Source organism: Corynebacterium dentalis (assembly GCF_900232865.1).
In the GTDB taxonomy this organism is placed as follows: Bacteria; Actinomycetota; Actinomycetes; order Mycobacteriales; family Mycobacteriaceae; genus Corynebacterium; species Corynebacterium dentalis.
This window is the reverse complement of the sequence record NZ_OCTS01000002.1, coordinates 285,493-311,169: the sequence shown is the minus strand read 5'-3', so window position 1 is coordinate 311,169 and position 25,677 is coordinate 285,493. Positions and strand designations below refer to the sequence as shown.

Annotated in this window: 23 protein-coding genes and 3 tRNA genes; 23 read left to right on the top strand and 3 right to left on the bottom strand. The window is 57.8% G+C overall.

The window, feature by feature from the left end:
• Positions 1-78: 78 nt before the first annotated feature.
• The 7 genes from CS919_RS03030 to rplA all read left to right on the top strand — a co-directional run bounded on the left by CS919_RS03030 (position 79) and on the right by rplA (position 3,406).
• Positions 79-151 (top strand) — tRNA-Thr (locus tag CS919_RS03030).
• A gap of 74 nt (positions 152-225) precedes the next feature.
• Positions 226-302 (top strand) — tRNA-Met (locus tag CS919_RS03025).
• A 171-nt stretch (positions 303-473) separates the two neighbouring features.
• Positions 474-546 (top strand) — tRNA-Trp (locus CS919_RS03020).
• 103 nt (positions 547-649) lie between these two features.
• On the top strand, positions 650-994 hold the full coding sequence (gene secE, locus CS919_RS03015; RefSeq protein WP_099298008.1) for a preprotein translocase subunit SecE: 345 nt from the start codon (positions 650-652) through the stop codon (positions 992-994).
• A gap of 88 nt (positions 995-1,082) precedes the next feature.
• Positions 1,083-1,967, top strand: a complete 885-nt coding sequence (nusG, locus tag CS919_RS03010) for a transcription termination/antitermination protein NusG (RefSeq protein WP_099298007.1) — start codon at positions 1,083-1,085, stop codon at positions 1,965-1,967.
• Between the two features lie 153 nt (positions 1,968-2,120).
• Positions 2,121-2,570 carry a 50S ribosomal protein L11 gene (gene rplK, locus CS919_RS03005; RefSeq protein WP_099298006.1) on the top strand — a complete coding sequence of 150 codons (450 nt, stop codon included), beginning with the start codon at positions 2,121-2,123 and terminating at the stop codon, positions 2,568-2,570.
• A gap of 128 nt (positions 2,571-2,698) precedes the next feature.
• Positions 2,699-3,406, top strand: a complete 708-nt coding sequence (rplA, locus tag CS919_RS03000) for a 50S ribosomal protein L1 (protein ID WP_099298005.1) — start codon at positions 2,699-2,701, stop codon at positions 3,404-3,406.
• A 98-nt stretch (positions 3,407-3,504) separates the two neighbouring features.
• On the opposite strand, the gene CS919_RS02995 is transcribed toward rplA, so the two are convergent.
• Together CS919_RS02995 and CS919_RS02990 are read right to left on the bottom strand one after the other, a co-directional pair.
• Positions 3,505-4,443, bottom strand: coding sequence for an esterase/lipase family protein (locus tag CS919_RS02995; protein ID WP_099298004.1), 939 nt, complete (start codon positions 4,441-4,443; stop codon positions 3,505-3,507).
• Between the two features lie 11 nt (positions 4,444-4,454).
• Positions 4,455-5,309 carry a uroporphyrinogen-III synthase gene (locus CS919_RS02990; protein WP_099298003.1) on the bottom strand — a complete coding sequence of 285 codons (855 nt, stop codon included), beginning with the start codon at positions 5,307-5,309 and terminating at the stop codon, positions 4,455-4,457.
• A gap of 468 nt (positions 5,310-5,777) precedes the next feature.
• Here CS919_RS02990 and rplJ point away from each other — a divergent pair, with 468 nt between their 5' ends.
• The 4 genes from rplJ (at position 5,778) to CS919_RS10940 (ending at position 8,252) form a co-directional block, all read left to right on the top strand.
• Positions 5,778-6,290: a 50S ribosomal protein L10 gene (gene rplJ, locus CS919_RS02985; RefSeq protein ID WP_099298002.1), complete on the top strand. Its 513-nt coding sequence runs from the start codon at positions 5,778-5,780 to the stop codon at positions 6,288-6,290.
• 131 nt (positions 6,291-6,421) lie between these two features.
• Complete coding sequence (gene rplL, locus CS919_RS02980) at positions 6,422-6,802, top strand: 50S ribosomal protein L7/L12 (protein ID WP_099298044.1); 381 nt, start codon at positions 6,422-6,424, stop codon at positions 6,800-6,802.
• Between the two features lie 146 nt (positions 6,803-6,948).
• Entirely contained in the window at positions 6,949-7,941 is a 993-nt protein-coding gene (gene pgfA, locus CS919_RS02975) for a cell envelope lipid trafficking protein PgfA (RefSeq protein WP_099298001.1), read from the top strand.
• 182 nt (positions 7,942-8,123) lie between these two features.
• Positions 8,124-8,252, top strand: coding sequence for a hypothetical protein (locus tag CS919_RS10940; protein WP_268803743.1), 129 nt, complete (start codon positions 8,124-8,126; stop codon positions 8,250-8,252).
• Here the strand turns inward: CS919_RS10940 and CS919_RS02965 are convergent.
• Positions 8,249-9,535, bottom strand: a complete 1,287-nt coding sequence (locus tag CS919_RS02965; protein WP_143341745.1) for a condensation domain-containing protein — start codon at positions 9,533-9,535, stop codon at positions 8,249-8,251. The genes CS919_RS10940 and CS919_RS02965 overlap by 4 nt on opposite strands.
• 502 nt (positions 9,536-10,037) lie before the next feature.
• Between CS919_RS02965 and rpoB the strand changes: the two genes are divergently transcribed.
• The 12 genes from rpoB (at position 10,038) to rpsG (ending at position 25,475) form a co-directional block, all read left to right on the top strand.
• Positions 10,038-13,550 (top strand): DNA-directed RNA polymerase subunit beta, encoded by a 3,513-nt coding sequence (rpoB, locus tag CS919_RS02960; RefSeq protein ID WP_099297998.1) that lies wholly within the window; start codon positions 10,038-10,040, stop codon positions 13,548-13,550.
• Between the two features lie 76 nt (positions 13,551-13,626).
• The gene (locus tag CS919_RS02955; RefSeq protein WP_099297997.1) at positions 13,627-17,595 is read left to right on the top strand and encodes a DNA-directed RNA polymerase subunit beta'; all 3,969 of its coding nucleotides are present in this window, start codon (positions 13,627-13,629) and stop codon (positions 17,593-17,595) included.
• Between the two features lie 269 nt (positions 17,596-17,864).
• Entirely contained in the window at positions 17,865-18,614 is a 750-nt protein-coding gene (locus tag CS919_RS02950; protein ID WP_234990773.1) for a glycosyltransferase family 2 protein, read from the top strand.
• A complete protein-coding gene (locus tag CS919_RS02945; protein ID WP_099297995.1) occupies positions 18,611-19,537 on the top strand; it encodes a polyprenyl synthetase family protein in 927 nt (308 codons plus the stop codon). Before CS919_RS02950 ends, CS919_RS02945 begins: the two co-directional genes overlap by 4 nt.
• Positions 19,509-20,468, top strand: a complete 960-nt coding sequence (locus tag CS919_RS02940) for a phytoene/squalene synthase family protein (RefSeq protein ID WP_099297994.1) — start codon at positions 19,509-19,511, stop codon at positions 20,466-20,468. Before CS919_RS02945 ends, CS919_RS02940 begins: the two co-directional genes overlap by 29 nt.
• A complete protein-coding gene (gene crtI / locus CS919_RS02935; protein ID WP_099297993.1) occupies positions 20,465-22,129 on the top strand; it encodes a phytoene desaturase family protein in 1,665 nt (554 codons plus the stop codon). Before CS919_RS02940 ends, crtI begins: the two co-directional genes overlap by 4 nt.
• 7 nt (positions 22,130-22,136) lie before the next feature.
• Positions 22,137-22,487 carry a lycopene cyclase domain-containing protein gene (locus CS919_RS02930; protein ID WP_099297992.1) on the top strand — a complete coding sequence of 117 codons (351 nt, stop codon included), beginning with the start codon at positions 22,137-22,139 and terminating at the stop codon, positions 22,485-22,487.
• Complete coding sequence (locus CS919_RS02925; RefSeq protein WP_099297991.1) at positions 22,484-22,798, top strand: lycopene cyclase domain-containing protein; 315 nt, start codon at positions 22,484-22,486, stop codon at positions 22,796-22,798. Before CS919_RS02930 ends, CS919_RS02925 begins: the two co-directional genes overlap by 4 nt.
• Before the next feature lie 35 nt (positions 22,799-22,833).
• Positions 22,834-23,697 carry a prenyltransferase gene (locus tag CS919_RS02920; protein WP_099298043.1) on the top strand — a complete coding sequence of 288 codons (864 nt, stop codon included), beginning with the start codon at positions 22,834-22,836 and terminating at the stop codon, positions 23,695-23,697.
• Positions 23,698-23,767: 70 nt separating this feature from the next.
• On the top strand, positions 23,768-24,325 hold the full coding sequence (idi, locus tag CS919_RS02915) for an isopentenyl-diphosphate Delta-isomerase (RefSeq protein WP_099298042.1): 558 nt from the start codon (positions 23,768-23,770) through the stop codon (positions 24,323-24,325).
• Positions 24,326-24,629: 304 nt separating this feature from the next.
• Positions 24,630-25,001: a 30S ribosomal protein S12 gene (gene rpsL / locus CS919_RS02910; RefSeq protein ID WP_099297990.1), complete on the top strand. Its 372-nt coding sequence runs from the start codon at positions 24,630-24,632 to the stop codon at positions 24,999-25,001.
• Positions 25,002-25,004: 3 nt separating this feature from the next.
• A complete protein-coding gene (gene rpsG, locus CS919_RS02905; RefSeq protein ID WP_099297989.1) occupies positions 25,005-25,475 on the top strand; it encodes a 30S ribosomal protein S7 in 471 nt (156 codons plus the stop codon).
• Positions 25,476-25,677 lie beyond the last annotated feature (202 nt).

Genomic DNA, 25,677 nt, shown 5'->3' with positions numbered 1-25,677 from the left:
GTATTGCACGCAAGACTGGTTAATCTACTGCAGGCTTCAGGCACGCGACACACTTGTGTTGCGAAATACTGTAACCACGCCCCCTTAGCTCAGTCGGCAGAGCGTTTCCATGGTAAGGAAAAGGTCGACGGTTCGATTCCGTCAGGGGGCTCAGTCATTTTCTAGGCCGTCACGTCATGTGGAAACCGCAGACCGCTGGCTGGTCCGTGGGAGATGGCAGACCGTGGCGGTGTAGCTCAGCTGGTTAGAGCGCACGACTCATAATCGTGAGGTCGGGGGATCGAGTCCCCCCACCGCTACCAAGTAAAAGCCCGCTTCCTCGTTTCTAGGGAAGCGGGTTTTTTGCGTGGTGAACCGCACGTTTGTGCAACACATACCAACACTGCTAGCATTCCCGATGTTGCACAACGCTCCGGCACTGTCAGCTTCGGTCAGAAAAACTGATCAAAGAAGCAGCTAGAGGTTGCGCGCAAAGGGGCGTGGCTCAATTGGCAGAGCAGCGGTCTCCAAAACCGCAGGTTGCAGGTTCAAGTCCTGTCGCCCCTGCAGTACACTTATTGCGCTAACGTTTATTCCAGCAACGTCTTGAGGGATAAACTTCCTCGGGAACGTGCATTAGTGACTTCCACCCTTTGTTAGGAGTTTCCCAGTGAGCGATGAGAGCTCAAAGACCCCCGCAGCCTCCAAGGCAAGCGATGGGACCGCTCCTCGTCCAGCAGGCAAGCGCCAGGTAGCAGGAACTGCCACCTCCGCCCGCGCCACCAGCACCTCCCGAGCTCCAGAGGTAGTCAAGACCCGCCGCAACCCATTCGTGGCGATCATCGACTTCTTCCGCGGCGTGTTCAACGAACTGAGCAAGGTCATCTGGCCTACTGCCCGCGAACTCGTGACCTACACGTTCATCGTGCTGATCTTCCTGATCCTCGTCACCGCCCTCGTGGCTGGCGTGGACTGGGTTACCACCCTGGGAGTGCGCGCCGCCTTCGGCCTCTAGCCACTCCCGTGCTACACTTGCACTAGAAAACAACCGCCTCACCACATACGGTGCAGGCGGATTTTTAATGGAGTGGAGGACAGATCCCATGAGTGATCAGACCGAGAACACGGACAACGTCAACGAGGAAGTAGTCAGCGCAGAGTCCCTGGCCGCTACCGCGCAGGAAGATGTCCAGAAGGCAGCCGCTGAGGCGCACGCCGAGGCGGCTGGCGCGGAAGATGCAGAAGCTGGCGTCGAAAATAACGACGGCGCAACCGAAGGCGCAGAAGGCACCGAGGAAGCACCGGAAGATGCCGCCATGGCCGCCTACAAGGCCCGCCTGCGCACCTTCATGCGCGAGCTGAAGAAGCTGCCCGGCAACTGGTACATCATCCAGTGCTACTCGGGCTACGAGAACAAGGTGAAGACCAACCTCGAGATGCGCGCGCAGACCCTCGGCGTGGATGACGAAATCCACGAGGTCGTTGTGCCGATCGAAGAGGTCACCGAGCTGCGCGACGGCAAGCGCAAGAACGTCAAGCGCAAGCTGCTGCCGGGCTACGTGCTGGTGCGCATGGACCTGGAAGACGCGTCCTGGTCTGTCGTCCGCGATACCCCGGGCGTGACCAGCTTCGTGGGCAACGAGGGCAAGCCCACCCCAGTCAAGATCCGCGAAGTGGCTAAGTTCCTGCTGCCTCCAGAGACCGCCACCCCGGCGGCCGAGGGCGAGGAGCAGGGCGAGGGCGTTGCTACCGGCGTGGACGTATCCGCAACCGGTGTGGCCACCCCACCAAAGCCAGCTTCCGAGTCCGTCGAGGTGGACTACGAGGTCGGCGAGTCCGTGACCATCCTGTCCGGACCGTTCGCTTCCGTGTCCGCCACCATCTCCGAGATCGATGCCGCCTCCAACCGCCTCAAGGCCATGGTCTCCATCTTCGGCCGTGAGACCCCGGTTGAGCTGGAATTTGATCAGGTGGAGAAGCTCAACTAAAGTTGTTCTGTCCTGCAAAGACTGCAGGACACATTTATGCGTCACAAACACTTCCGGTGGCCGGTGAGATTCCGGCATCCGGTAGGGCGCGGCCACTGTGCGCTTGATTGCCATGGCGCGGCTGCGTTCCGATAACTGAAAGTAGGTAGAAACATGGCTCCGAAAAAGAAGAAGAAGGTCACAGGCCTGATCAAGCTGCAGATCCAGGCTGGTGCTGCAACTCCTGCACCTCCAGTTGGTCCTGCACTGGGTGCTCACGGTGTGAACATCGTTGAGTTCACCAAGGCATACAACGCTGCGACTGAATCCCAGCGCGGCAACATCGTTCCTGTGGAGATCACGGTCTACGAAGACCGCACCTTCGATTTCAAGCTGAAGACCCCTCCAGCTGCCAAGCTGCTGCTGAAGGCTGCTGGCCTGCAGAAGGGCTCCGGCGTTCCTCACACCGACAAGGTCGGTTCTGTGACTTGGGATCAGTGCAAGGAGATCGCTGAGACCAAGAAGGAAGACCTCAACGCTAACGACATCGAGAACGGCGCCCGCATCATCGCTGGTACCGCTCGTTCCATGGGCATCGTCGTCAAGGACGAGCCTGCCAAGTAGGCATTTCATTTCCTGTTTTTCTTTGTTCGACGCCAACCTCGGCGCCGAACAAGGGTGTGGCAGAGTCCCTTGCTGACTCGACCTGACCACAACTTCCAAACTAAATTTTTCAAGGATTGGTAGATACCATGAGCAAGACTTCTAAGGCTTACCGCGCTGCTGCGGAAAAGATCGACGAGTCCAAGTCCTACAGCCCGCTGGAGGCAGCGAAGCTGGTTAAGGAAACCTCTTCTAAGAACTTCGACGCCACCGTGGATGTTGCATTCCGCCTGGGCGTGGACCCACGCAAGGCTGACCAGCTGGTTCGCGGCACCGTCTCCCTGCCTAACGGCACCGGCAAGACCGTGCGCGTGATAGTGTTCGCCGAGGGCCCAAATGCCACCGCCGCTGAAGAAGCTGGCGCTGATGCAGTGGGCACCGCTGAACTGGTCGAGAAGATCCAGGGCGGCTGGACCGACTTCGATGCAGCTATCGCAACCCCTGACCAGATGGCCAAGGTTGGCCGTGTGGCTCGCGTCCTGGGCCCACGTGGCCTGATGCCAAACCCTAAGACCGGCACCGTGACCACCGATGTGGCCAAGGCTGTGACCGAGATCAAGGGCGGCAAGATTTCCTTCCGCGTGGACAAGGCTTCCAACCTGCACGCCATCATCGGCAAGGCTTCCTTCGACGAGAAGACCCTGGCTGAGAACTACGGCGCACTGGTGGATGAGCTGCTGCGCCTGAAGCCTGCTTCTTCCAAGGGCAAGTACCTGAAGAAGGCTACTCTGTCTTCCACCAACGGTCCTTCCGTGATGGTTGACGAGAACGTGCAGAAGAACTACACCGAGGCTTAAGGCTCTCGCAGGTTCGTTCCTGTAACTACTTTGGCTCCCTCACCATGGCGGTGGGGGAGCCTTTGTGTATCTGCAGTACGTGTCTGCAGGTTGTGGCGTTAGCCGCGTGGCCTACGGCGGGGTCGCTGTGCCTGACCGAAGCCCGGCACCACCCAGCCGCCGGTGATACGTGGGTGAGTTTCGCGATAGTCGTCCTCGCCGCTGTAGAGGGCTTCGAGGACCATGTCGATCACGCGCGGCGAGTACAAAATCGCCAGGTGATCCGAGTAGTCCTTGATATTTCCCGTCTGTACCAGCAGGTTTTTCACCGTGGCGCTCTCGCCAGCGCGGAGCTTCTGGGTCTGCCACGGGGTGACGATCTGATCGAAGCGGGAGCAGATCATGGTGTAGGCCACGCCGGGTTCGGTATCGCCGCGACGGTTCAGATGCTTGACTGCGTCTGAACCGACCCGCTGGTCCAGCGCGGCCTTGCCCAAAATGCGCGCCGTTACGCCGTCCGCCCGTCCCTTTTTGTCCAACCGTTGCGAAAGAGAGCCGACGCCACTCAGCGTGGTTCCATGGTTGCTTCCCCCAATGCCGATGATCTGCCTGACCTTATTCTCTGCGGGATCATCCGGGTTGGCTCCTCCCGAGTCCGTGAGATACAGGCGTGCCTGGGCAACTCCTTGGGAGTGACCCACCAGATCCACTTGGGTGGCGCCGGTGCGCTCGAGCACGGCGTCGATAAAAGAAGCAACCTCTCGCTGTGCCTCCAACATGGACGCGGTGCCGAACACGCCGGAGGGGCGGCCGGTAAAGCTGGAGGAATCATGGCCGTAATTCTGGGTGAATACCGCATGCCCTGCATCGTTGAGGGCCGGAGCGATCATCCCGAACGTGTTGTAGACGTTGAGCCACGTGCCGTGGATCAGTACCACGGGCACGCGGCCGTCGAGGGGCTCGTCCCACTTGTTCACACCTTCAGGCAACCAATCGGGGTGGCGCAGCGTACGGAAGAAGGCGGGCAAAAAGGAGGTGGGGTTGGCATCGACTTTCATGGCTACCGAGCTTAGTGCAGGCCAGCGTGCTGCAAAATGAGCTTGATGAGCGCGCCCATGCGGAATCTCTCGGGAACCAGGGGAGTAATGCCAGCGTCAAGAAGCGGTTGGGCGGTGACGGGGCCAACTGCGGCGATCAGCAGCGTGGAAGCATTCGGCGCGGCGAGTGCACGAATGTCATCGAGACAGTGCAATTCGCGGGCGATGTCCAGCCACCTGCTCGCGGCAGGAGCTGAGGTAAAGGCGATGATGTCGAAGTATTCCTTGGATACGTGGAGGATCGAATCCCGGACGCGTTGCGGATCCTCCGGGTCATCCCAGAGGTATGTGGTGAGCCCAGTGACGCGAGCACCGGCCTGGCGGAGAGCGTGCTCGAAGGACTCGTCTCCGGCGCCGTGGTGCTGCACCACAACGTGCGTGCCACGAAGATCTTGGGAGAGGAGATGGCTGAGCATCTCGGCGGACGTTTCTGATTCTGCGGTCCATGCAGGAGTCAAACCTGCTTGGAGCACTGCGCCCTTGGGCTTGGGGCCGCGGGCGATAATGGCGGAACGGTCCAATTGGGTGCGCAGCTGCGTACCCCACTCAGTGCGGTGTTCCTGTTGGTCGGCCAAAGTCATCAGGGCGCGAAAGCCAGCTCCAGTAGTGACCACGGTGTAGTCAATTGCTTCGCTTGCCAGCTGCCGACACTGGTTGTGCAGGGTGGGATCGTCTGTCACGGCCGTGATGCGCATCGGCGCGGCGATGGTGACTGCAGCGCCGTGACGTTCCAAAGACTCTGCCATCTCCTCGGACTTCCGGTCGATGGGAAGGAGGACGCGCTTGCCTGCAAGGGTATCGCTGAGCTGGGATGATGAACAGTTCACGAGGGGATCTTTCTAACTTGGAGACCAGTGGAGACGAGTTTGTGAGCCAGCACCAATATCCCACAGGGCCGGCAGGTGAATTTGAAGGCGGTTGGTGTAGCGGCAGCGGTTTGGGTTTTCGAATGGGGGCAGGTAAAGTGCTCTGAGGAAGTTTGAATACGTTCAAAGTTTCACCGAAGACCGTCGGTCATCGAAAGCCGGTGAGTTCCTGCAAAGGGGCACGCCGGTGGAAGATTGAAGGTTCATCATGTAATGGATGACGGCCCACGCAGGTAACACGAGACGTTGACGTTCCAATCCTTTTACAGCCCAGTGCTGCAAGAAGTTGATGGAACGCGACAGCGCCCTGTGCCCCTGCGGGCACAGGGCGCTTGTTGTTTGTGAAGTGTTGCCTTTACATCAAAGAACATGACTGTCGGTGCACGTACACCTTGTACACCGCAAGACATTTTGGAAGGAGGCGAGAGTATGGCAAATCCGAAGAACACCGCTTCGCTGGCAGAGCTGAAGGCTCGTTTCGAGCAGGCTGACTCAACGATACTTACCGAGTACCGTGGTCTGACTGTTTCCGAGACGACCACGCTGCGCCGCGCACTGGGTGCGGATGTCACTTACTCCGTCGCCAAGAACACCATGATCAAGCTGGCTGCTCAAGAAGCCGGCGTGGAGTTCGAAGATTCCCTGCTGACTGGTCCAACCGCAATTGCATTCATCCAGGGCGAAGCCGTGGATGCTGCGAAGGCGATGAAGGACTTCGGCAAGGATCACCAGAACTTCGTGATCAAGGGTGGCTACATGGACGGTGGCGCGCTGTCTGCTGCTCAGGTCGAGGCAATCGCTGAGCTGGACAACCGCGAAACCACTCTGGCCAAGCTGGCCGGTGCCATGCAGGGTTCCTTGGCAAAGGCTGCTGGTCTCTTCAACGCTCCCGCATCTCAGGTTGCTCGTTTGGCAGCCGCACTGCAGGAGAAGAAGGACTAGTTCCTCACCGCTGGGCCACAAGACGGGGTCGAGCACATAGATTCACAATAAAAAGTTTTCCGCTTGTCACCGGCTAATTCAGAAACAATCTCGCCGGTTGCAAGCACACAATGAACGGAAAGGTTGCCACCATGGCTAAGTTCACCAATGACGAACTCCTCGAGGCTTTCAAGGAGATGACCCTCATCGAGCTCTCCGAGTTCGTGAAGCTCTTCGAAGAGACCTTCGACGTCACCGCTGCTGCTCCAGTTGCTGCTGCTGCCGCTCCAGGCGCTGCTGCTCCTGCTGAGGAAGAGAAGGACGAGTTCGACGTCGTTCTCGAGGACGCTGGCGCTAAGAAGATCGGCGTGATCAAGGTTGTCCGCGAGATCGTTTCCGGCCTGGGCCTGAAGGAAGCTAAGGAGCTGGTTGAGGCTGCTCCTAAGGCTCTGCTCGAGGGCGCATCCAAGGATGACGCTGAGGCTGCAAAGACCAAGCTGGAAGAGGCTGGCGCAAAGGTTTCCCTCAAGTAAAAGGATTCCGCTGCGAGTTGGCTCCGGCCAACTCAGGCTACTGAACACCCGTTACGGGCTCCTGTGTATGCAGGATGCGCGTGACGGGTGTTCTTCATTTGTTGGTCTTTACAGCTGTTGTCCCAGGGCGGTTTATAGTGAATGGCATGCTATCTAAACTTCGCGTTCCTGCGCTGCTCGCACTCATCGTGGGGGTAGCCCTCATCGTCGTCGGCATCCTACTGCCGAAGATGGTGTCCAGCGATCGCCCGGTACCTCTTGAGCTGGAAAGCAGCACGTTCATGCTCGTGGATCCGAACGCGACTGTGGGGGCGAACTACCAAGGGCTGGACGAGACAGAATCCGTGCAAGCCCCGGTTGCGCGGCAATTCAAGATTTCTTTGGATCAGCCCGCCGATGAGAACGAAGCGAGCGCTCGGGTGGGCGTGACGACGTATCGACAGGACGTCAAAGATGACCTCGAAGCCCTCCTCGATGCTCAGGTGTTCAGCTATCGTGTGGATCGCTTCACCGGCGAAGCGGTAGGGGGAGCAGGCAAGGTGGCGGATACTCCCGTGGTGCCTTCTAACGCAGTGCCGATGGAAGGCTATTGGGCAAAGTTCCCCACAAGCACGGAAAAGCGGACCTATGACTACTTTGACGTGACATTGCGTGATGCGCTGCCAGCGCACTTCGATAGGGAAGAGACTCGCACCACTAATGATGGTCATGACGTACCGGTCTATGTTTTCCGTCAAGAGATTGAACCTTCCAGCGTCAAAGAACAGTACGAAGGCATCCGGAATGAGATCACCGACCCAGAGTCGGGGGAAAAGGCACAGCTGTTCCACGGTGGTTGGCGGGAAATCACGGTCGAACCTAAAAGCGGGCTGATCGTTGGCGTCGAAGAGGACGTCAAGGATGTGTACCAGATAGACGGCAAGGAAGTGGATACCCTACTGCAGTTCCATGGACGTACGGACGGACACGAGAACCAGCGGATGCTGGAGCAGGCCCGAACCATCGGGCATCAGCGGGACATCCCCAAGTGGCGAGTTGCGCTGATCGTCGCCGGTGCTATTGTTGCTGCGGTTTCACTCTTTGTCGTGCTCCGCTCAGGAAAGCGCAAAGTTGCAGCCCCCAAGGGGCGTGACGAATAAGACGCGTTCCGCGCCGCCACGAGGCGATTGAGTGAGCATTCGCGCCACTAACGATGGGATTAGCATGAGTGCTTTTGATGCAGCTGACGAGGCGAAACAGTCGGCGCCAGACACTCCCACTCCTGCGACAAGAGCGCCGGCTGAGGATTCTAACCATTCGGGCGAAAACGGATCCACAACCTGTGGCTGATCTTCGCGGGCTTAGCCCTGGCCATGTTGCTGTGGCTCGCCAGGCAGGCCAGTACTGCCTGGCGGAGGCGATTGCCGCCGAGCTTTCGGCCTGGGGCCTGCCTGCCGAACGCTGGTACTAGCGCCAGCCCGCCAGCTCCGCCCGCAGCGAGTCCACGAACTCCGGCATGAACTCCCGGGCGAAGTGTGTATCCGGGTAGCACATGCGCAGCTGGATCCCGGTTTCCGTCCGGGAGAACCACATCTGCACGGAGTCCACTGGCCCGCGCGAGGAGATGTAGCTCGCGCCGGGCACCGCACCACCCCGCTTGGTGAAGTCCACAAAGGACGCAGAGAAGATCGTCGCGCTGGGAAACTCCGCCTGATAGTGAGCCAGAACCTTTTCAATGCTCAACCCCTGACCCGCCACCGCCCTGCGCAGCCACAGCTTGGCCGTATCCGGGGATTCCTCGGGTTCGGCCACAACGGGTGCATTCCCCACCAGCCAGCCCACGGTGGAGTGCGCTGCCGAGCCGTTCTTGCCGCGCGTGTGCATGGGGATCAGCATGGGCACGCGCCGTCCGAGCACCCGCGCCACCGCGGTCAGCAGTTCGGGGAAGGGTTGCGCATCCACCTTCGAATTCATCTGCTCTGCGCTCAGCAATGTGGTTACTACAAACGCAGCGGGATGCGTGGTGCCGTGCGCGCCGAGGTCCACCGGAAAGCCCGGTACCGTGCCCGAGGTCTCCGCGAAGAATTCGCCCCACACTTCATCGGCCAGCTGCTCGCTCCATGTGTGGTCCTCCACCTCCGCACGTTGCTCCAGCACCGTGGAGTAGGACGGTGTGTTTTCTTTTTCCGACGCCAACTCCTCGCCCCGCAGCGCCACATAGAGTTCCCGCGCGAGTAAATCCATGCTGATCATGTCCACGTGGAAGTGGTTGAAGCAGACCAGTACGGTGTCCCCGCTTCGGCCGAAAAACGCTCCGGGTGAGCTGATGGGACTGCAGGCGTGTGAGATGAGAGCAGTTAGGTCCGCGGGAGACTCCGCAGGCAGAGCTTCTACAGATAGGTCGCTGGGATGCAGGCAATGAACGGAAAAGGGTGGCGTCGAAGAAGAAAAAGACGATGAGGAAAACGAAGAGGAATCGGCGGGGAACACGACCCAACGAAGCGCATCGTGGCTGGAAAGTAGGTCAGAAAAAACCTGCGCAAGCTCGGCCGAGGGGAGATCTCGGGCGCCGGGGACGTTCAGGACGATGCCGAGCCATGTCGAACGGCCCTGAGTGAACAGCGCGTTGAGGTGATTGCGGTGATTGAACGTCGGCACAACTTCGGGGCGATCGGTGAGATCGGAAGCGGAGTGCAGGCGAAACTCCTCCACGGGTGCATCGAGATCCAGCAAGTCCACATACGTAATATCCACAGCTTTAAAGTTTAGAGATGTGCAGCCCCTCGCGCGGGATGAGGAATGCGTATGCGAGTAGGGGAGCAGAGGATTTTCGGAGAATTTCCGTCTATCTAATACAGACAAAACCCGTTGTGCGTTGTACCCTGTGGGTGATGGTCGGCGAGACGGGATGGGGATCCCGGGCGCGGGGGGTTGACAAGCCCATATTGAGTATGGGAGTGGGCTAGACAACGGGGCCTGCAGCATATAAGGTAGTTCGTTGCGCTGGAATTAATTCCACCCGACATCGCAGCAGGTAAGCAAAATGATGGGAAACCATTGTTACCACGGACCTTGGCAATGATCGCGAAAACGTGATTTGACGAGGTCACTTCGGCATTTTCGCTCGAAGTTTGGCCTGCAAGCTGTTGATGATGGGGAGAATTATTTCCAAACAAAGTAGACCATCACAAGACCGTACGCTCAAACAAATGCGCTAACTATCTGCAGCTCCACCACGCAGATAGAGGTGCATGAGGTGCTGGAAGGACCCATCTTGGCAGTCTCCCGCCAGACAAGTTCAGTGGCCGGAATCCCCGGAGCTTCGCAGCGATACTCTTTCGCTAAGATCGACGCTCCCATCGAGGTTCCTGGCCTTCTTGACCTTCAACGAGAGTCCTTCGCTTGGCTCGTTGGCTCGCCACAGTGGCGCGCCAACGCACAAGCAGAGGCTGGGGAAGGCGTCCGCATTACCAGCGGACTCGAGGACATCCTCGACGAGCTTTCCCCGATTGAGGACTACTCGGAGAACATGTCGCTGACACTCTCCGAGCCACGCTTCGACGAAGTGAAGTCCACTATCGACGAGGCCAAGGACAAGGACATCAACTACGCGGCGCCACTGTATGTGACCGCGGAATTCACCAACTCTATGTCCGGTGAAATCAAGTCCCAGACCGTATTCATCGGTGATTTCCCGATGATGACGGACAAGGGCACTTTCATCATCAACGGCACCGAGCGTGTCGTTGTTTCCCAGCTCGTACGCTCCCCAGGCGTGTACTTCGACGCATCCATGGATGCGTCTACCGAGCGCACCCTGCACTCCGTGAAGGTCATTCCTTCCCGTGGTGCATGGTTGGAGTTTGACGTCGATAAGCGCGACACCGTCGGTGTCCGCATCGACCGCAAGCGTCGCCAGCCAGTAACCGTGCTGCTCAAGGCCCTCGGTCTGACCACCGAAGAGATCACTGAGCGCTTCGGCTTCTCCGAGATCATGATGTCCACGCTGGAAAAGGACGGCGTGGCCAACACGGATGAGGCCCTGCTGGAGATCTACCGCAAGCAGCGTCCAGGCGAGTCTCCTACACGCGACTCCGCTCAGGCCCTGCTGGAGAACTCTTTCTTCAAGGCCAAGCGCTACGACCTGGCAAAGGTGGGCCGCTACAAGGTCAACCGCAAGCTGGGCTTGGGTGGCGACAACGATGGCACGATGACCCTCACCGAAGAGGACATCCTCACCACCATCGAGTACTTGGTGCGCCTGCACGCTGGCGAGAAGTCCATGACTTCCCCAGAGGGCATCGAGATCCCAATCGGTACCGACGATATCGACCACTTCGGTAACCGTCGCCTGCGTACCGTCGGCGAGTTGATCCAGAACCAGGTTCGCGTGGGTCTGTCCCGCATGGAGCGCGTGGTTCGCGAGCGCATGACCACTCAGGACGCGGAGTCCATCACTCCTACCTCCCTGATCAACGTGCGTCCAGTGTCTGCAGCGATCCGCGAGTTCTTCGGAACCTCCCAGCTGTCCCAGTTCTTGGACCAGAACAACTCCCTGTCGGGCTTGACGCACAAGCGTCGTCTGTCCGCGCTGGGTCCAGGCGGTCTGACCCGTGACCGCGCTGGTCTGGAAGTGCGAGACGTGCACCCTTCTCACTACGGCCGCATGTGCCCAATTGAGACTCCCGAGGGTCCAAACATTGGTCTGATCGGATCGCTGTCTTCCTTCGCACGCGTGAACCCATTCGGCTTCATCGAGACACCGTACCGCCGAGTGATCGATGGTCAGATCACCGACGAAGTTCACTACTTCACTGCGGACGAGGAAGATCGCCACGTCATCGCACAGGCCAACACGCCTTTCGATGAGAACCACCGCTTTGTTGAGGATCGCATTGAGGTGCGCCTCCGCGGCGGCGACGTGGAGGTCGTCCCCGTGGCCGAGGTGGATTACATGGACGTGTCGCCACGACAGATGGTTTCCGTGGCAACCGCTATGATTCCGTTCCTCGAGCACGACGATGCTAACCGTGCGCTGATGGGCGCCAACATGCAGCGTCAGGCTGTTCCACTGCTGCGCGCCGAGGCGCCATTCGTGGGTACCGGTATGGAGCTGCGCGCTGCATACGATGCCGGCGATATGATCATCGCTCCAAAGGCTGGTGTGGTGGAGTTCGTCTCCGCTGATTACATCACCATCATGGACGATGAAGGCATCCGCGATACCTTCATGCTCCGCAAGTTCGAGCGCACCAACCAGGGCACCTCCTACAACCAGAAGCCTCTGGTTGACGAGGGTGAGCGCGTTGAGGCTGGCCAGGTCATCGCTGATGGTCCGGGCACGGACAACGGAGAAATGGCTCTGGGCAAGAACCTGCTAGTTGCCTTCATGCCATGGGAAGGTCACAACTACGAGGACGCCATCATCCTGAACCAGCGCATGGTTGAGGATGACGTTCTGACCTCCATCCACATCGAAGAGCACGAGATCGATGCTCGCGATACCAAGCTGGGCCCAGAGGAAATCACGCGCGAAATTCCTAACGTGGGCGAGGACGTTCTGGCGGATCTCGATGAACGCGGCATCGTGCGCATCGGCGCCGACGTTCGCGACGGCGACATCCTCGTCGGCAAGGTCACCCCGAAGGGTGAGACTGAGCTGACCCCAGAGGAGCGCTTGCTGCGCGCCATCTTCGGCGAAAAGGCTCGCGAGGTTCGAGATACCTCCATGAAGGTTCCTCACGGCGAGACCGGCAAGGTCATTGGTGTGCGTGTGTTCTCTCGTGAGGACGACGACGACCTCGCCCCAGGCGTTAACGAGATGGTTCGCGTCTACGTGGCACAGAAGCGCAAGATCCAGGACGGCGACAAGCTCGCCGGCCGCCACGGCAACAAGGGTGTTGTGGGCAAGATCTTGCCTCAGGAAGACATGCCGTTCCTGCCGGACGGCACCCCGATTGACATCATCCTGAACACCCACGGTGTGCCACGTCGTATGAACATCGGTCAGGTTCTGGAAGTTCACTTGGGCTGGCTGGCTAAGGCCGGCTGGACCGTGGACACCGAGTCTGAGGATCCAAAGATCCAGAAGATGCTGGAGACCCTGCCTTCTGATCTGTACGAGGTTCCTGCAGATTCCTTGACGGCCACCCCCGTGTTCGACGGTGCGTCCAACGCTGAGCTGTCCGGTCTGCTGCGGTCTTCTAACACCAACCGCGATGGCATCAAGCTGGTGGATGACTTCGGCAAGGCAGCACTGATGGACGGCCGCTCCGGTGAGCCTTACCCATACCCAGTGTCTGTCGGCTACATGTACATGCTGAAGCTGCACCACTTGGTCGATGAGAAGATTCACGCCCGTTCCACTGGTCCTTACTCCATGATTACCCAGCAGCCACTGGGTGGTAAGGCACAGTTCGGTGGACAGCGCTTTGGTGAGATGGAGGTGTGGGCAATGCAGGCGTACGGCGCTGCCTACACCCTGCAGGAGCTCCTGACCATCAAGTCCGATGACGTGGTTGGCCGCGTGAAGGTTTACGAAGCGATCGTGAAGGGCGAGAACATCCCGGATCCGGGTATTCCCGAGTCCTTCAAGGTGCTCCTCAAGGAGCTGCAGTCCCTCTGCCTCAACGTGGAAGTACTGGCCGCAGACGGCACCCCAATGGAGTTGGCGTCCGACGACGATGACGAGCTGGAGAACGCTAACGCAGCCCTCGGCATCAACCTGTCGCGTGACGAGCGCCCAGACGCTGACCTCGACGTCAGCTAGCGCGCTCCCTTAACCCAAACCTGACCTTTAGATCACCACCAAGGCCCTCCGCTTCAGGAGGGGAAAGGAAGTTCACGTGCTAGACGTTAACTTCTTCGACGAGCTTCGCATTGGGCTAGCTACTGCCGACGACATCCGTCGTTGGTCTCGTGGCGAAGTCAAGAAGCCGGAGACGATCAACTACCGTACCCTCAAGCCTGAGAAGGACGGTCTATTCTGCGAGCGTATTTTCGGTCCTACCCGTGACTGGGAATGTGCCTGTGGCAAGTACAAGCGTGTCCGCTACAAGGGCATCATCTGCGAGCGCTGTGGTGTGGAAGTCACCAAGTCCAAGGTGCGTCGTGAGCGTATGGGCCACATTGAGCTCGCCGCTCCCGTAACCCACATCTGGTACTTCAAGGGCGTTCCATCCCGCTTGGGCTACCTGTTGGACCTGGCTCCGAAGGATCTGGAAAAGATCATCTACTTCGCAGCCAACATCATCACCTCCGTGGATGAGGAAGGTCGTCACAACGATCAGTCCACCCTCGAGGCAGAAATGATGCTCGAGAAGAAGGAAGTGGAGGTTGACCGCGATAGCGAGTTGGCCGACCGCGCCAAGAAGCTCGAGGATGACCTGGCAGAGCTGGAAGCTGCCGGCGCAAAGAACGATGCCAAGAAGAAGGTGCAGACTGCGGCTGAGCGCGAAATGCGCCACATCCGTGAGCGCGCCGAGCGCGAAGTTGACCGGCTAGACGAGATCTGGACCACCTTCGTCAAGCTGGCTCCAAAGCAGATGATTGTGGATGAGAACATCTACAACGAGCTGATGGACCGCTACGAGGATTACTTCACTGGCGGAATGGGTGCAGAGGCTATTCAGACTCTGATCCGTAACTTCGACCTCGAAGCAGAAGCGGAAATCCTGCGCGACGTCATCCGTGACGGCAAGGGACAGAAGAAGTTGCGTGCTCTCAAGCGTCTGAAGGTTGTCGCTGCGTTCCTGCGCTCCGGCAACGATCCCGCAGCGATGATCCTGGATTGCGTCCCCGTGATCCCACCAGAGCTGCGCCCAATGGTGCAGCTGGACGGTGGACGCTTCGCAACCTCCGACCTTAACGACCTCTACCGTCGTGTGATCAACCGCAATAACCGCCTCAAGCGCATGCTGGATCTGGGTGCTCCCGAGATCATCGTGAACAACGAGAAGCGCATGCTGCAGGAGTCCGTTGACGCGCTGTTCGACAACGGTCGTCGCGGTCGCCCAGTCACCGGACCGGGCAACCGCCCGCTGAAGTCTCTGTCTGACCTGCTCAAGGGCAAGCAAGGCCGCTTCCGCCAGAACCTGCTGGGTAAGCGCGTGGACTACTCCGGTCGTTCCGTAATTATCGTTGGTCCTCAGCTGAAGCTGCACCAGTGTGGTCTGCCGAAGCTGATGGCGCTGGAGCTGTTCAAGCCATTCGTGATGAAGCGTCTGGTGGAGAAGAGCTACGCGCAGAACATCAAGTCCGCTAAGCGCATGGTGGAGCGTCAGCGTCCCGAGGTGTGGGACGTGCTGGAAGAGGCTATTTCCGAGCACCCAGTGATGCTCAACCGTGCACCAACCCTGCACCGCTTGGGTATCCAGGCGTTCGAGCCGATCCTGGTGGAGGGCAAGGCTATTCAGCTGCACCCTCTGGCATGTGAAGCGTTCAACGCCGACTTCGACGGTGACCAGATGGCAGTGCACTTGCCACTGTCCGCAGAGGCTCAGGCCGAGGCTCGCATCCTGATGCTGGCTTCCAACAACATTCTGTCCCCAGCGTCCGGTAAGCCACTGGCTATGCCACGTCTGGACATGGTGACCGGCCTGTACTACCTGACCCTGGAAAAGGGCGAGGACGAGTTCGGCGGACACGGTGCTTACCAGCCAGCGACGGATACCAGCCCAGAAAAGGGCGTGTACTCCTCCTTGGCCGAGGCCATCATGGCGTACGACCGTGGTGTGCTGGGTCTGCAGGCGCCAATCAAGGTGCGCATCAGCCACCTGCGCCCAACCGCCGAGATTGAAGCCGACCGCTTCCCTGATGGTTGGCAGCGTGGCCAGACCTGGTTGGCGGAGACCACTCTGGGGCGCGTACTATTCAACGAGCTCCTTCCATGGAACTACGCCTACGTTGAAGGGGTCATGGCGAAGAAGCCTCAGGCCGTTGTTATTAACGACCTCGCGGCGAAGTACCCAATGATTACCGTGGCGCAGACGGTGGACAAGCTCAAGGACGCTGGCTTCTACTGGGCAACCCGCTCTGGAGTGACTATCACCATGCACGACGTGCTGGTTCTGCCGAACAAGCAGGAAGTTCTGGATAACTACGAGGCCAAGGCCCAAGTTATCGAGAAGAAGCTGGCTCGCGGCAAGATCAACGAAGCCGAGCGCTACCAGTCCCTGGTTGACCTGTGGAAGGAAGCTACCGACTTCGTTGGTGAGTCCGTCGAGGCACTCTACCCAGATGACAACCCAATTCCGATGATCGTGAAGTCCGGTGCAGCCGGTAACATGCGTCAGATTTGGACCCTGGCCGGCATGAAGGGCATGGTTACCAACTCCCGCGGTGAGTACATCACTCGCCCAGTGAAGACCTCCTTCCGTGAAGGCCTGTCCGTGTTGGAGTACTTCAACAACTCCCACGGTTCCCGTAAGGGCCTGGCCGATACCGCACTGCGTACCGCAGACTCCGGTTACCTGACCCGTCGTCTCGTCGACGTGTCCCAGGACGTCATCGTTCGCGAAGACGACTGTGGCACCAAGCAGGGCGTCAACCTCGAGGTTGCTGTTCCAGTGCTCGACGGAAAGGGCAACAAGACCGGAGAGTTCGGTCGCGCGGACTTCCTTGAGACCTCCATCGTGGGCCGTTACCTGGCTGCGGATGCTGAAGATTCTGAGGGCAACGTCATCCTGGCTAAGGGAGAAGTTGTCAACGAGTCTGACGTGGACCGCCTGGTCAACGCTGGCGTTGAGTTCATCAAGGTACGCTCCGTGATGACCTGTGCCACCGCAACCGGCCTGTGCTCCACCTGCTACGGACGCTCCATGGCGACCGGCAAGAAGGTGGAAATTGGCGAGGCCGTGGGCATCGTGGCTGCACAGTCGATTGGTGAGCCGGGTACCCAGCTGACCATGCGTACCTTCCACCTCGGTGGTGTGGGTGGCGACATTACGGGTGGTCTGCCGCGTGTGCAGGAGCTCTTCGAAGCTCGCGTGCCGAAGGCTAAGTCCCCAATCGCTTCTGTCGACGGCAAGCTCAAGATCGAGGACGACGAGACCTTCTATACGGTCACGATCGTTCCAAATGATGGCTCCGAAGACGTTGTCTACGAGAAGCTGTCTAAGCGTCAGGGTCTCGCAACCCTGGGTACCGGCGGAGTGGAGCGCCCACTGCGCGATGGTGACCACGTCAAGATGGGTCAGCAGCTGCTTAAGGGCGCGACCGATCCACACGAGGTTCTACGTGTGCTCGGCCGCCGTGGTGTGCAGAAGCACCTGATCAACGAAGTGCAGAAGGTCTACCGTGACCAGGGCGTGGCTATCCACGACAAGCACATCGAGATCATCGTGCGTCAGATGCTGCGCCGCGTGACCGTGATTGATTCTGGTTCTACCGAGTTCCTGCCAGGTTCCCTGGTGGAGCACGCGGACGCAGTTGCTGCATCCAAGGAAGCAGTCAAGACCGGAGGCCGTCCTGCAGAGGTTCGCGCAGAGATCATGGGTATCACCAAGGCTTCCTTGGCTACCGAGTCTTGGCTCTCCGCGGCTTCCTTCCAGGAGACCACTCGCGTGCTTACCGATGCTGCTATCAATAAGCGCTCCGACAAGCTGATCGGCCTGAAGGAGAACGTGATTATTGGTAAGTTGATCCCGGCTGGTACGGGTATTGCTCGTTACCGCAACATCTCTGTGGAGCCGACAGAGGAAGCGCGCGCTGCTGCTTACTCCATTCCGTCCTCCTTTGGTGATGGTTTCTACGGCGACGATAGCTACGGTGAATTCACCGGTGCTGCCGTGCCACTGGATGACATGGGGATCTAACACCTCTAATTTGTGGAAATGCTTCGAACGCCCCGCTGGGAAATACTCCCTGCGGGGCGTTTGCCGGACCTCGAGTGGTTTACCTACTTTGTCTGAAAAATCTGCGGAGCAGACCAAGCGCAGTGTTAGTATGTGCTTAGCAATTATTAGGAAAAGCTGGGGCGCAATGAAGCTGTGCCTGTTTCCTCCAAGGCAAGGTAGTTTAGAAGATTAAGACGGACCCAGTAAGACTGCCGCTTGCGGTTGAACGCTGCCGATCTATATCGGTTGTGATTCCATGTCTGAACGACGGTGATTTGCTCGCCCACTGTCTCACATCATTGCAGAACCAGATAGTGCCTGCTGAAGAAGTCATCGTTGTTGATAATGGTTCTGTCGATGACTCAGCAGACATCGCGGAGCGTTATGGCGCGCGGGTGGTTTCAGAACCCCGGCGGGGAATCACTTGGGCCATGCAAACTGGTTTTCGCGCAGCCACAGGCGATGTCCTCTTTCGTATCGACGCTGACGTGGTGGTTCCTGAAGACACGATCATCCGCCTGCATCAAATTTGGGATCGTGCAGATGAATACACCGGAAACTCAGTTGTAGGCCTGTCCGGAGGTGCAGAATTCGTTACTCCCGGATCGTATGGGAGGATCATGAGCTCTCTTTACATGGGTGCTTATTGGACCACTACGCGCTGGGCGCTAGGACATTACCCGCTTTTCGGGACAAATTGCTGCATTCGTTCATCGTGGTGGAAAGAAATCGATGAATCAGTAGACTTTTCTGACACCTTGGTGCATGAGGATTTGCACTTATCATTCGCAGTCCGTCCAGAAGAGACGATTTGGTTACAAAAAGACCTCGTCCTGCCGACGGATCCCCGCCCCTTGAAGGGTACCCGGCAGATGTTGTGTCGTTTTTACCGCGGTTTCCATACGATCTGGGTGAATTGGAAGGAACAACTTCCGCAGGAACGCCTCAGTGCTAGAGGTAAACTTCCGGATTTCATCGATACTTTGGTGCAGCGATGAATCACACTGCGAACGCGATGCGGGATACTCAGCTGCTGTTGGAACGATACTTCCAAGATTTAGTGCCGATCAGTGCTCAGGCCACACCGGTTCTCAAACATTCCTACTCAGAATTGAGCAGAATAACCTTGGCGGGTAAGCACATCCGTAGCAGGTTGGTTCATATCGCAGCCGGCCGAGTTAAGGGTTCACAGTACGACGCGGCGGTTGCATTCGGCGCTGCTGTGAACCTGCTTCACGGAGCGTTCTTGGTGCATGATGACTTCATCGATGCAGACTGCACACGGCGTGGTGAAATGTCTTTTCATAACAGCTTGGGCCAGGTAGCTCAGGATGTACACATTGGAGACTCGCTCGCGGTGCTGGCCGGTGACATGGCCATAGCGGGAGCTATTGACTTGGCGTGTCACGAGCTTGTGCCGGTGGAGTTGCAGGCACCGGCCGTGCGAATCCTTGTGGATGCCATGACGGAATCCATCCATGGTGAACTCAGCGACGTCGCTCATCGCGTGCCTCAGAGTACTCACACCCTCAATGACGTCCGTTTGAGCAATCACATGAAAACCAGTGCCTATACATTCCGTGCCCCACTAATGCTGGGAGCGTTAGCGGCCGGACGCGACTTGTCAGTAATGGTTCCCATTGCGAATTCGTTCGGGTTCGCGTTCCAAGCAGCCGATGACGTGACTGGCCATCAAGGGGATATCGAAAAACAAAGAGTCACCATGGTGACTGCTCGCCTAAACTCTGAGGGAGACAGCGATCTCGCGGCAGTTCTCAAAGCGGTAGCTGCAGAAGCCCGAGCCGCATTGGAGGATGCGTGTGACCTTGCCCAGAGCCTGGAATTGCCATCCGATGTGAAGGAAGGACTGATGGGAATTGCTGCCCTCATGGATGAAAACCTCCACAAGCTGGGTGTCTAAGGCACCGGCTCCTGCTGTGCTCACCCGTTATGATGCGATGGCTGACAGATCTGCACACCAGGTCATCAGTACGTACTCCACGAGCTTTTCAGTCGCCACAAACGTTCTTGCGCCCCGTATGCGCGCGGACATCCGCAACCTCTACGCAATGGTGCGCATTGCAGACGAAATTGTTGACGGAACGGCTGAGCACGCTGGCCTACCACATGATGAGATCGTCGAAATGCTCGACGGTTATGAGCGAGCTGTGCTGGCAGCGCCGCACTACCGGTTCCATGTGGACCCTGTCCTGCATGCCTATGCCGGCACAGCGCGACGGTGTCACTTCGATCCTGAAAACGTCCGGGCATTTTTTCGTTCGATGCGCATGGACTTGTCTAAGGCCACACATAACGCTGAAAGTCTGAGTGAGTACATCTACGGTTCTGCCGAAGTGATAGGCCTGATGTGCTTATCCGTATTCCTTCAAGACCGTGATGATATCCAACAAGAAACAAGAGAAACACTGGTATTAGGTGCTCGCGCACTGGGCGCAGCATTCCAGAAGATCAACTTCTTGAGGGATTACGCAGAAGATACCGGAGACCTCGGTCGGATTTATTTCCCCGAAATCCTTGACCAAGGACTCAACGACAAAAGCAAAGCATTGATAGTGGCTGACATCCGCGGTGATCTCCTGAACGCGCGGAAAACAGTTCCCCTGCTGCCGTTAGGCGCCCGTGCAGGAGTTCTCGCGGCAACAGGGCTCTTCCAGGCTCTGACCGAAAAAATTTCCGGCGCTTCGGCAGATGAAGTTCGCAGCGGGCGCATCAGTATTAGGGATTCCCACAAAATTCTTATCGCTGTGCTCTCTATCGGACGAGCGTTAATTATGGCCATCAGCGCTCGGCCTACCACCTTGCCCTCAACATCTAAGGACCCCTCTCAATGAAACCTTCCACCCCTCGTTCGGAAGGCCGTGTTGTCATCATCGGTGCTGGAATCGCCGGTTTGGCTACTGCAGTTCTATTAGCTGAAGAGGGTTCCAGTGTCACCATCGTGGAGAAAAATAGCACCGTGGGCGGCCGCGCAGGTTCACTTGAAGATCCTGCTACACCCGGTTTTCGCTGGGACACCGGCCCATCCTGGTACCTGATGCCAGAAGCCTATGACAACTTCTACGCGCTGGCTGGAACCAGCACCGAGGATCAGCTCGAACTGGTGAATCTAGAGCCCGGATACCGAGTGTTCCCAGAGGGTGCAGCTCATTTCGATGTCAGTTCAGACCCGGCCACGCTGGCTGAGCTCTTCGAAAACATTGAGCCCGGTGCCGGGAAGAAACTGGAAGCGTACCTAGCGAAGGCCGGTGAAATTTACGCGGTCTCGGTAGAGAACTTCCTCTACACCACGTTTAGCAACCTGAGGCCATTTCTTGGTTTAGGATCCATCGGTGCCGGGATCGACTTGCTGAAGAACTTGCTTGCCTCCCTTTCCCAGCACGTTTCCAGCCAATTCACGGACGTTCGCTTGCGGCAAATTCTTACTTATCCAGCGGTGTTTCTATCCTCGCGCCCAGAAGATACCCCCGCTCTCTACCAGCTCATGAGTTACACCGACTTGGTTCAAGGGGTGAAGTATCCGCTGGGTGGTTTCACGGCAGTAGTGGAATCCCTGCACAAACTTGCTAAGCAGCGGGGTGTGGAGATCCTTTTTGAGACCTCTTGTGTTGCGATCCACACCCAAGATGGCGCCGGCCGGACTCAGGCGACAGGCATCCATGTGGAATCGAATGGCCAGCGGGAGATGATTCCAGCTGACGTGGTGGTGAGCACTGCGGACATGCATTTTACGGAAACTGAGCTCCTCCCCAGGGAGCTGCAGTCCTATCCGGAGAAGTGGTGGACACATCGAAATCCAGGCATCAGCACGGTATTAGTCATGATCGGGGTGAAAGGGGAGCTACCTCAACTGTCCCACCACAATCTGATGTTTAGCCACGACTGGACACCGGATTTTGACGCAGTTTTTGAGCCGTCTGTGCGTTCTACGAATCCAGGTAACGCAAGTACTGGACATGCAAACACTGGCCACGCAGGTACCGGACACGCAAGTACCACCAACATCAATCGTTCGGCTTCAATATATATTTCGAAACCCTCGGAATCTGATCCCACCGTGGCCCCCGAAGGCCATTCGAACCTGTTTGTCCTGGTCCCCGTCGCCGCTGACCCGGCCCTGGGACATGGAAACATCTACGCGGAGACCGCGTCTGACCCCGTTCAAGCAATTGCTGATGCTGCAATCACACAGATCGCCGAGTGGGCCGGTATCGATGATCTTCACCAGCGCATTATTGCCTGCCACACCATAGGCCCAGCGGATTTTGAAGATCGCTACCACTCCTGGCTGGGTGGGGCGCTGGGGCCTGCTCATACCCTGTGGCAGTCCGCATTCCTACGTGGCAAGAATCGCTCTACGAAGGTGAACAACCTCCTTTACGCAGGTGGGACGACCGTTCCTGGTGTGGGCGTGCCCATGTGTCTGATTTCGGCGGAGAACGTGCTCAAGCGAATGCGCGGTGACGGTTCTACCAGCGCTTTAGGAACACAGTGATGCGCTCATGACTATCATTTATCTTGCGTTTCTGTTGTTAACCCTGGTTTGCATGGTGATCTGCGATCATCGGTGGAAACTCGCCTTCTTTCTCGACGCCACCAGGGCCAGTCTCATCTCGATCGTCACCGTGGGGTTGTTGCTCGTGTGGGATGCACTGGGCATCCTCAACGGGGTATTTTATCGCGGGGATTCTCCGTACATGTTGGGCATCGAACTGGCACCGGAGATGCCCCTAGAGGAACCAGTATTCCTTTTCTTTCTCACCTATCTCACGCTCAACCTGACGTCGGGTTCGAGGATCTTGCTTGACCACGTGAGGCAGAAACGAATACTTGAGTCCGGAGGCGAATTGTGATCTACCTGTACATCAGCCTGCCCTTCCTGGTGGTTGCGATAGTTATGGCTTCGTGCTCCGTAGTGAAGGAACACAAACGCGGTGGGGCAGAAGCGAAGCGTAGGCAACTGTGGATTCTTGGCACGGTGACGGTTAGCGTTCTGATTCTCACAATTTTTTTCGACAACCTGATGATTTGGGCTGGTCTCGTGGGGTATAACGATGACAAGCGAATGGGATGGCAACTTGGGCAGGTGCCGGTGGAGGATTTGTTCTATGCGATATTCGTGACGCTGTTGGTGCCTGCGTTGTGGAAAGGGCATAGCAAATGACTAATCGGACTTCGCAAGGCTCGCGCCCAACCCTAATGCAGAGGATCACAGCCGTCTTTAGCTCCTCGCGACCAATTAGCTGGGTGAACACGGCCTTCCCCTACGGAGCCGCATACCTGCTGCTCGGGGGGAGTGTGGACTGGGTATTCATTGTGGGCGTGCTGTTCTTCCTGATCCCTTACAACATCGCGATGTACGGAATAAACGATGTCTTCGACTATGAATCTGACATTAGGAATCCGCGCAAGGGCGGCGTGGAGGGCGCAGTCCTAGCGAAGTCACTGCACCCCACCGTGTTATGGGCAGCCCCTATTTCCGTAGTGCCCTTTGCGGTAGCGCTCTATGTAGCTGGAACGTGGCAATCCGCAGGATGGCTGACCCTGAGTTTGGCCGCAGTCTATGCGTATTCCGGGCCGAAACTGCGGTTCAAAGAACGGCCAGTGATCGATTCAATAACCTCATCCACACACTTTGTGTCTCCCGCGTTGGTGGGTGGCACGATGCAGAATGACCAGCTGCCTGCGCAGTTTTGGATCATCATCGTGGCGTTCTTCTTATGGGGTGCGGCTTCTCATGCCCTAGGGGCAGTACAGGATGTTAAAGCAGACCGTGAAGGCGGTTTGCGTTCCATCGCCACGGAGTTGGGTGGCCGCACAACGGTGCGTTTGGCGGTGTGTGCCTACGTAATCGCCAGTGCGCTCCTCCTAACCTTAGGGATCCCTGGGCTAATAGTGGCGGTCGCCAACCTCTTGTACGTAATCAATGCGGCTCGATTCTGGAACATCAGCGAAGAACAAGCCTTCGACGTGCATAAGGCGTGGAAGGTATTTCTGTGGGCTAATTACCTAGTGGGGGCGGTGGTATCCATGACGCTCATCTGGGTGTTTATAAATGGATAGGCGGCTGGATGGGGTGAGCGTGGCGTCGGAAAAGAACATCAAGGAATACAACGAGGAGAAGAAAGAAACCATGACTACCAAGTCGACCAACGAGGAACTTGTCATTCTCCTCGATGATCAAGGCAACCCCACCGGGCACGCGCCTAAGTCAGAGGTGCACACGAAAAACACACCTCTGCACCTGGCGTTTTCCTGCTATATCCTCAATGACCGCGGTGAGGTGCTCATCACTCGGCGAGCGTTGACTAAGAAGGCATGGCCAGGTGTGTGGACGAATTCAGTATGTGGTCACCCAGGGCCAGGGGAATCGCACGAGGAAGCCGTGTTACGCCGAGCCGTTGAAGAATTGGGGTTGAAGGTTGATGACTTGTCTGCGGTAATCCCCGATTTCGAGTATCGCGCTGTGGATGCGAGTGGGATTGTGGAGTGGGAGGTATGTCCCGTCTTCGTGTCCCGTGCGGTGGGGGAGATGGCGCCTAATCTGGCTGAGGTGTGTGATCATCGCTGGGTGGCACCGGTGGACCTCTTTTCCTCGATCGACGCCACCCCGTTCGCCTTTAGCCCATGGATGGTCGAGCAGCTCAGCGACTCGCGGTTGCGGGAGGTGCTGCGTGAAGGGTGTTGTTAATAAGTGAAGTGATTTTGGAATCCGGCTGGGGGAGCGGTAGCATGCAACATAGTCCCCCGTCTCGTGCGGTGGGAGCTCGGCTTGCTTGTTGTGAATTATTGAAACTAGGAGCTTGATTCCGTTTCAGTAACTACTCTGACGAGCCAGAGCTAGACATCTGGTAGGGCCCCAAAAAAGAGCCCCTATTTTTTCATGTCTAGCCCGTATTTCCCCCACTCATGTGGACAAAGACCGTTGATACCGTCCGCTGCACAGGAAAGTGCAGAGCCGGATATTGAAGATCAGACCTAAAGAAAGTCGGTTCATGCCAACTATTCAGCAGCTGGTCCGTAAGGGCCGCCACGATAAGACCACGAAGGTAGCTACCGCCGCGCTGAAGGGCTCCCCTCAGCGTCGTGGCGTGTGCACCCGCGTGTACACCACCACTCCAAAGAAGCCTAACTCTGCACTGCGTAAGGTCGCCCGTGTGCGCCTGACCTCCGGCATTGAGGTTTCCGCGTACATCCCAGGTGAGGGCCACAACCTGCAGGAGCACTCCATGGTGCTCGTGCGCGGCGGTCGTGTGAAGGACCTCCCAGGTGTTCGCTACAAGATCGTCCGTGGCTCCCTCGATACGCAGGGTGTCAAGGATCGTAAGCAGGCTCGTTCCCGCTACGGCGCCAAGAAGGAGAAGTAGAACATGCCACGTAAAGGTCCAGCACCAGCACGTCCACTCCCAAAGGATCCAGTATACGGCGACGTAATCGTCTCCCAGTTGGTCAACAAGGTCTTGCTCGACGGTAAGAAGTCCACCGCCGAGCGCATCGTCTACGGTGCACTCGAGCAGTGCCGCGACAAGACCGGAACCGACCCAGTACTGACCCTCAAGAAGGCTCTTGACAACGTCAAGCCAGCCCTCGAGGTGCGTTCCCGCCGTGTCGGTGGCGCTACCTACCAGGTGCCTGTTGAGGTTCGCCCAGGTCGCTCCACCACCCTGGCTTTGCGCTGGTTGGTGACTTTCACCCGTCAGCGTCGTGAGAACACCATGACTGAGCGTCTCGCTAACGAGATCCTGGATGCTTCCAACGGTCTCGGCGCTTCCGTGAAGCGTCGTGAGGATACTCACAAGATGGCAGAGGCCAACCGCGCCTTCGCCCACTACCGCTGGTAGTCACACTTTTAAAGCCCCTCCGCATCATGCGGCTGGGGCTTTAGCCCGGTAAAGACCCGATCACTTTTACCGGTGCAGCGGGCTAGTGAGACGTCTGCGTCGAAAGATGCAGCGCAAACTGGCACAATAGATCGAGTAACTATACAGCCCGCGACTCGCGAGGCCTCGAGGTTCCCCACAACTATGCGTGATGGTTCTCAAG

Coding starts and splice junctions, on each gene's coding strand:
- nusG (WP_099298007.1), top strand. CDS start 1,083: ATGAGTGATCAGACCGAGAACACGGACAACGTCAACGAGGAAGTAGTC.
- rplK (WP_099298006.1), top strand. CDS start 2,121: ATGGCTCCGAAAAAGAAGAAGAAGGTCACAGGCCTGATCAAGCTGCAG.
- rplA (WP_099298005.1), top strand. CDS start 2,699: ATGAGCAAGACTTCTAAGGCTTACCGCGCTGCTGCGGAAAAGATCGAC.
- CS919_RS02995 (WP_099298004.1), bottom strand. CDS start 4,443: ATGAAAGTCGATGCCAACCCCACCTCCTTTTTGCCCGCCTTCTTCCGT.
- rplJ (WP_099298002.1), top strand. CDS start 5,778: ATGGCAAATCCGAAGAACACCGCTTCGCTGGCAGAGCTGAAGGCTCGT.
- rplL (WP_099298044.1), top strand. CDS start 6,422: ATGGCTAAGTTCACCAATGACGAACTCCTCGAGGCTTTCAAGGAGATG.
- pgfA (WP_099298001.1), top strand. CDS start 6,949: ATGCTATCTAAACTTCGCGTTCCTGCGCTGCTCGCACTCATCGTGGGG.
- CS919_RS02945 (WP_099297995.1), top strand. CDS start 18,611: ATGAATCACACTGCGAACGCGATGCGGGATACTCAGCTGCTGTTGGAA.
- CS919_RS02940 (WP_099297994.1), top strand. CDS start 19,509: ATGAAAACCTCCACAAGCTGGGTGTCTAAGGCACCGGCTCCTGCTGTG.
- crtI (WP_099297993.1), top strand. CDS start 20,465: ATGAAACCTTCCACCCCTCGTTCGGAAGGCCGTGTTGTCATCATCGGT.
- CS919_RS02930 (WP_099297992.1), top strand. CDS start 22,137: ATGACTATCATTTATCTTGCGTTTCTGTTGTTAACCCTGGTTTGCATG.
- CS919_RS02920 (WP_099298043.1), top strand. CDS start 22,834: ATGCAGAGGATCACAGCCGTCTTTAGCTCCTCGCGACCAATTAGCTGG.
- idi (WP_099298042.1), top strand. CDS start 23,768: ATGACTACCAAGTCGACCAACGAGGAACTTGTCATTCTCCTCGATGAT.
- rpsL (WP_099297990.1), top strand. CDS start 24,630: ATGCCAACTATTCAGCAGCTGGTCCGTAAGGGCCGCCACGATAAGACC.
- rpsG (WP_099297989.1), top strand. CDS start 25,005: ATGCCACGTAAAGGTCCAGCACCAGCACGTCCACTCCCAAAGGATCCA.